The organism is Actinomycetes bacterium (genome assembly GCA_036000965.1).
Lineage (GTDB): Bacteria > Actinomycetota > CALGFH01 > CALGFH01 > CALGFH01 > DASYUT01.
Genome location: DASYUT010000234.1, coordinates 1 through 6,628 on the forward strand (window position 1 = coordinate 1; position 6,628 = coordinate 6,628).

Consider the following 6,628-nt stretch of genomic DNA (forward strand, 5'->3'; position numbering starts at 1 on the left):
GGCGCAGACCGGCCGCAGCCCCTGCAGGGCCATGCCGGCGGCCATCGTGACCCCCACCTGCTCGGCGATGCCGACGTCGAAGACCCGGTCGGGGAACTCGCTGGCCATGACCGTGAGCTTGGTCGGGCCGAGCATGGCCGCCGAGATGGCCACCAGCTCGGGATGGCGGCGGGCCTCCTCCAGCAGCGCCTGGCCGAACACCTGGGTGAACTGGACCTCGTCGCCAGAGGAGGGCAGCGGCCGGCCGGTCTCAGGGTCAAAGGCGCCCGACGGCGAGTGGAGCTTGTCCTCGTCGTGCTCCTCGGCCGGCTTGTAGCCGTGGCCCTTCTGGGTGATCACGTGCAGCAGCACCGGCCCGGGCACCCGCTTGGCGTGGGCGATGGCCCGCTCGAGGGCGGGCAGGTCGTGGCCGTTGACCGGGCCGGCGTACTGCCAGCCGAGGTCCTCGAACACCACCCGGGGGGCGAGCAGCGCCTTGGCCCCCTCCTTGGCCCGCTTGGCCGCCTCGACCATGCCGTCGCCGACCAGCGGCACCCGGCCCAGGGTCTCCTCCACGCCCTTCTTCAGCAGCTCGTAGCCGGGGTGGAGGCGGAGCGGGGCCAGGTGCCCGGCCAGCCCGCCGACCGTGGGCGCGTAGGAGCGGCCGTTGTCGTTGAGGATCACCAGCATGTCGGGCTTGCGGTGGCCGATCAGGTTGAGCGCCTCGAGGGCGACCCCGCCGGTGAGCGAGCCGTCCCCGACCACGGCCACCACCCGGCCGCCGTCCTGCCCGGCGCGGCGCGCCTCGGCCAGGCCGAGGGCGTAGCCGAGGGCGGTGGACGCGTGCGAGTTCTCGATCACGTCGTGGGGGCTCTCGCTGCGCGACGGGTAGCCGGACAGGCCGCCCATGGTCCGCAGGCTGGCGAAGTCGGCCTGCCTGCCGGTGAGCAGCTTGTGCACGTAGGCCTGGTGGCCGGTGTCCCAGACGATCTGGTCCACCGGGGAGTCCAGGGCCCGGTGCAGCGCGATGGTCAGCTCCACGACGCCAAGGTTGGGGCCGAGGTGGCCGCCGCGGGCGGCGACCGCGCGGACCAGGAACCCCCGGATCTCCGCGGCGAGCGTGGTCAGCTCCGCGGTGGACAGCCGCCGGAGGTCGCTTGGCTGGGTGATGGATTCGAGCATGACCGTTCGAGGATAGACACCTTTCGGGGATTCTGCCTCACGTGGCGAAGCCTGGCATCCCCAAGCCTGGCATCCCCAAGCCTGGCATCCCTAGGTGTCGGCTGGCGGGCGCCTGGCCGCAAGCAGGAGCTGGACGCAGCCGGCCGCCCCGAGCGCGGCGAGGGTCGTGAGCGCGGCGGGGTAGCCGGCCAGCAGCGCGGCCCGGGCCGGGGCACCGCCGCCGAGCTCGGCGGCGCCCACGGCCAGGCCGGCGACGCCGAGCACGATCACCCGGACCGGGCGCTCGCCCGGGGTGAGCAGCGTCCAGGCGGCCGGGAGGCCAGCGGCCTGGGCCCTGGCCCGGACGTACTCGAGCAGCAGCCCGGCGGCGGCCGCCGCCGTTCCGGCCGCCAGCGCCGGCCAGGGGTCGTCCGCGTGCATGGCGACCAGCGCGACCGGCCCGCCCACCAGCGCCAGGTCGGCCAGCCGGTCGGCCGCCGAGTCCCAGACGAACCCGAACGTCGAGGCCCGCCTGGCCAGGACGGCGACCGCCCCGTCGACCCCGTCGGCCAGCCCGGCCAGCAGCGTGAGGGCGCCGCCGGCCGCGGCCCAGCCCGGGCCGAGAGCCACCGTCCAGCCCGCCACCAGCGCGAGCCAGAGCCCGCACAGCGTCAGCCGGTCGGGGCGGACGCCGAGGCGGGCCAGGGGCATGGCAACGGCCCAGGGCACCCGGAGCCAGGCCAGCGTGACCCGGCCGCCCGGGTCGGAATGGCCGCCGGGGATGCGGTGGGCGCGACGCCAACCGGCCCGGAACGCCTCGAAGCCTGGGTCGACCGCCGCTGCCGGCGTGCGCCCGGCAGCCGTCCAGGCGAGGATGGCGGCGCCGGCCATCCCGAGGCCGGCACCGATCATGCCCATCGCACCCACCGGACGGTCCCTCCTCGTGCCAGCTCCTCACCCGTTCCCGGCCGCCGGCCGGCTGCCCGCCGCCCGCGCCGCCCCACCGGCCCGCCCGGGCTGGGCTGCTCGCCGGACGGCAGCCCGCCGGCCCGCCGGCCCGGGCCGGCGGGCCCGAGCGTGGGTGCCTGCTCCCCGGCCTGCCCGGGCATCTGGCGCCCGAGCGGCTCAGCCCCGGCCGGCGGGCGCGCCCGCCCGGGTGCCTGCCGGGCCGGTGGCGCTGCTGCTGGCCGCAGCGAGCCTGGCCGCCGCTGGGCACAGCCTCGCACGGCTGGCCCGGGCCGGGCGACGCCGGCACCGGCTCGGCCCGGGCGACGTGGCTGCGACCGCCCGGGTCAGCGTGGTCGTCCCCGCCCGCGACGAGGCCGCGCGGATCCGGGGATGCGTGGCCGCCGTGCTGGCCCAGGACGTCGGGCCGGCCGAGGTCGTGGTGGTCGACGACGGCTCCCGGGACGCGACCGCGGAGCTGGCCGCGCGGGCCGGGGCCAGGGTGGTGGCCGCGCCGCCCCCGCCGGCCGGGCTGGCCGGCAAGGCGGTCGCCTGCGCGGCCGGGGCGGCCGCGGCCCGGGCGGGAGAGTGGCTGGCGTTCGTCGACGCCGACGTCCGCCTGGCCCCGCAGGCCCTGTCGCGTCTGGTCGCGGCGGCGACCGGCTCGGGCGCCTCAGCCGCCAGCCCGCTCGCCCGCCCGGTCGCCGGCTCCTGGTGGGAGGAGCTGCTCCTGCCCGAGCTCGGCCTGCAGGTGGCCGAGCGGCTTGACCTCGACGCCCTGGCCGACCCGGCCCGCCCGGGCGCCTTCCTGTCCGGCCAGTGCCTGCTGGTCCGGCGCGACGCCTACGACGCGGTGGGCGGGTTCGCCGCCGTGGCCGGTTCCCTGGTCGAGGACGTGGCCCTGGCCCGGCTGCTGGCCGCCGCCGGCCACGCCTTGGACGTCCGGCTCGCCCCCGGGCTCGCCTCGGTCCGCATGTACCAGCGGCCCGGCGACCTGTGGGAGGGGCTGGCCAGGAACCTGGCCGAGGTCTGGGGGAGCGGCGCCTGCGCGCTGGGCGGGCAGGCGGCCCGGGCCCTGCTCGCCGCCCTGCCCTGGGTCGCGCTGGCCGTGCCCCGGCTCCGGCCGGACCGGACCGGACCGCGGGCCGCGCTGCTCGCGGCCGGTCTCCTCCACCTGGCGACCCGGGCCGGGGGCCGCCTGCGTGCCGGCGCCGACCCGCGCTGGGCGCTCGCCTATCCCGTGGCGGACGCCGTGCTGCTCGCCGTCTACCTGGACAGCGCCCGCCGCCACCGCAGCGGCCGCCCGGTCACCTGGAAGGGCCGCGCCTACCCAGCCGGCCGCGGTGGCTGGAGCGCCCGGCACCCGGTCCGCTGACCTGGAGGGGCCGCCGGTGTCCGTGGTCCCGCCCACGTGTCCGCCCGCCGTCCGGGTGCGGGGTCCACGCTGGACCACTGGCGGTGTCCGGGTTGCACAAAGGCCCCGTGCGGCGATGTCTTGCCTTGTCCGGGTGTCGCCAGAGCGGTCTTGCTCGAGCATCCGCTTAGGGCCTGCGGGCCGATAACTTGGTCGTTCCAGCACCGACACTCCGAGGTAAGCGGGACTCTGGCCAGGTTATTGGGCGGCGAGCCCTTAGGTCCGCACCGATCGGGCCCGAAAGCAGCTAGCAGAGCAACTGCTTGGGGATCGATGGAGATCCCAGGGTCGCGACCCACCGCGTCGCTATGGGGCGCGTCGCGGCCGTGCCGCCGCACGCGTGCCGTCAAGTGGAGCAGCAAGGAGGCAGGCACGGTGGAGGCGCCAGGAGTGGGCAGGCCCACGCGTGTCGAACGGCTGGTTAGCCGTACCGCGTCACGGTTCGCGATGGCGGGGATCGCTGGTGTCCTGCTGGTGCTGACCGGGTTTGCCTTGTGGGCCGCCTCCACCACCGACCAGGCAGCGTTGCACGCAGCCTGGCTGACCAGCATGAACGACGCCTACCAGCGAGCCCGCTTCGCGGTCGCGACCGAGGAGCGACTGGCACACGAGTACCGCCACAAGCCGCGACCCGAGACACGGGGGGGCTTCGACCAGGCGGCCGGGTCCCTGGATGCGGCGGTCCAGTTCCTGCAGCAGCATGGTGACGAGGCTGACCGGGACCCGATTGCGACGCTCATGGCCGATCACAGGCGCTACCTGCAGGCGGTGCAGCGGCTGTTCGCCGCCGTGGACGCTGGTGACCAGCGACGGGTGCTGGCCATCGAAGCCGAGGAGAGCGGGCCGCTCTTCGACACGATCGAGGCCCAGGTGGAGTTGGGGGCAACTGACGAGCGCGACGAGACGCTGGCGGGCTTGGCGGCGCTGCGCCGGCACGTCGTGGTGGCCACGCCGCTCATCTTCTCCACCGGCCTTGGCCTGCTGGCCCTCTTCTGGGCGGTGGTGGTCGGCTACCAGCGGCGCACCGAACGCCAGGCCGCCGAGAACCAGCACCAGGCCCTGCACGACCGGCTCACCGGCCTGCCCAACCGCACCCTGCTGCGCGACCGTACCGGCCAGGCCATCCGGGGGGCCGACCGGGAGCTGACCCCAGCCGCGCTGCTGCTGATCGACCTGGACCGCTTCAAGGAGGTCAACGACACCCTCGGCCACCACGACGGCGACCAGCTCCTCATCCAGGTCGGCCAGCGGCTGCGGGCGGCCCTGCGGCAGGTCGACACCGTCGCGCGGCTCGGCGGCGACGAGTTCGCCGTGCTGCTGCCCAAGATCGCCACCGCCGAGGGCGCCGCGGCGGTCGCCAGGAAGCTCCTGGCCGCCTTCGCCGAGCCGTTCGTGCTCGACGGGCTCACCCTGGACATCGAGGCCAGCATCGGCCTGGCCCTGTACCCCGACCACGGCACCGACGCCGACGAGCTGCTGCAGCACGCCGACATCGCCATGTACACCGCCAAGGACACCCACACGGGGTTCGTGCTGTTCGACCCCAGGCAGGACCAGCACAGCCCCCGCCGGCTGGCCCTGCTCGGCCAGCTGCGCCGCGCCATCGACCAGCAGCAGCTGGTGCTGCACTACCAGCCCAAGGTCGCCGCCCACTCCGGCCGGGTCCTGGGGGTGGAGGCGCTGGTGCGCTGGCAGCACCCCACCCACGGCCTGGTCCCGCCGGATGATTTCATCCCCCTGGCCGAGCGGACCGGGCTGATCGCCCCCCTGACCCACTACGTGCTGGACGCCGCGCTGCGCCAGTGCCGCACCTGGCAGCAGGCCGGCCATGAACTCAGCGTGGCGGTCAACGTGTCGGCGCGGCGCCTTCTCGACCTGGCCTTCCCCGAAGAGGTCGCCGGCCTGCTGGCCCGCTGGCAGGTGCCCGCGCGGCTGCTGGTGGTGGAGATCACCGAGAGCGCCATCATGGCCGACCCCGCCCACGCCATGCAGGTCCTGGGCCGGCTCGACGGCATGGGGGTGCAGGTGGCCATCGACGACTTCGGTACCGGCTACTCCTCCATGGCCCACCTGAAGACCCTGCCCGTCCAAGAGCTCAAGATCGACCGCTCGTTCGTTGCGCAGATGACCAGCAACCCCCGCGACGCGGTGATCGTGCGCTCCACCGTCGACCTTGGCCGCAACCTCGGTCTGCGGGTGGTCGCCGAAGGGGTGGAGGACCTGGCGACCTGGCAGGAGCTGGACGCGCTGGGCTGCGACGCCATCCAGGGCTACTACATCAGCCGGCCCGTCCCCGCCGACGACCTCATCAGTTGGCTCAAGCAGCAGCACGCACCCACGCCCGACCCGCAGGGCCACCGCTGAGCGGGCCGTGAGCGTGCACCGCTCGCAGCCCCAAGGTCATCCCAGCCCTTGGTGCATCGGGCTGGGAGCCGTATAGAAGCCGTATGGGAGCGCTGCCCTGGTGGAGCGCGGTCCTGCGGAGCCGCTGGTAGAAGCATTTCTCCTGGTGGCTCTCGACGCTGGTGTCGGCAGGCTGGCAGAGGCTCAGGTGCGTCGGGGACCGGCCGATAGACAAAACAGTTCCGCGACAACGGCAAACCCGGGGAAACCCGGGGACGCAACGCCACGGGCCTACCTCGCCGGCCGGTGAGAGGGCAGCCGGGCTCCCGAACGGAAGGTGCAAGCCTTCCCGAGCTGCGGCTTGAGGAGGCAACATGCAGGCTGGAGCCACGGCGTGCGTCGGCGACGCTGCCGCGCCGTTGCCGCGCCGCACCAGCAGGCTGCCTGCCCCCCGCCCGGCCGGCTGGGCGCCACCCATCCCTCAATCATCGGGCAAAGCAAGATGAGCGTGCGCGCTCGGCTGACCCTGGCGTTTCTGGCCGTGTCGCTGCTGGTGCCGCTGGTGGGGGTGCTGGCTGTGCGCCAGCAGTACGCGGCCAGCCAGCGCGCGGCCAGCGCCGAGGCCCACCACGTCGCCGAGCCGATCGCCGACACCATCGCCAACACCGCCGAGCTGAGCCAGGGCGCCCAGCGGCGGCTGTACCAGGACCAGCAGCGGCTGCAACAGTACCTGGACGACCTGCAGCGCGACCTCAAGCGCCACATGGAGGTCATCGACCCCCACCA

The 6,628-nt window shown here is 74.9% G+C and carries 5 protein-coding genes and 1 riboswitch; of the genes, 3 read left to right on the top strand and 2 right to left on the bottom strand.

Features of this window, described 5'->3' with window-relative positions:
• Positions 1-1,161 (bottom strand): 1-deoxy-D-xylulose-5-phosphate synthase N-terminal domain-containing protein (locus VG276_21085; GenBank protein HEV8651820.1); only part of this gene is annotated, 1,161 nt, incomplete at its 3' end.
• A gap of 90 nt (positions 1,162-1,251) precedes the next feature.
• Positions 1,252-2,058 (bottom strand): CDP-alcohol phosphatidyltransferase family protein, encoded by an 807-nt coding sequence (locus VG276_21090; protein ID HEV8651821.1) that lies wholly within the window; start codon positions 2,056-2,058, stop codon positions 1,252-1,254.
• Positions 2,059-2,311: 253 nt separating this feature from the next.
• On the opposite strand from VG276_21090, the gene VG276_21095 reads away from it, so the two are divergent.
• From VG276_21095 to VG276_21105, 3 genes are all read left to right on the top strand, one after another.
• Positions 2,312-3,460, top strand: a complete 1,149-nt coding sequence (locus VG276_21095) for a glycosyltransferase family A protein (protein HEV8651822.1) — start codon at positions 2,312-2,314, stop codon at positions 3,458-3,460.
• Between the two features lie 486 nt (positions 3,461-3,946).
• Positions 3,947-5,863 (top strand): EAL domain-containing protein, encoded by a 1,917-nt coding sequence (locus VG276_21100; protein HEV8651823.1) that lies wholly within the window; start codon positions 3,947-3,949, stop codon positions 5,861-5,863.
• Between the two features lie 221 nt (positions 5,864-6,084).
• Positions 6,085-6,173: riboswitch (cyclic di-GMP riboswitch) on the top strand.
• Between the two features lie 177 nt (positions 6,174-6,350).
• Positions 6,351-6,628: hypothetical protein (locus VG276_21105; GenBank protein HEV8651824.1), on the top strand; the 278-nt coding region annotated here is incomplete at its 3' end.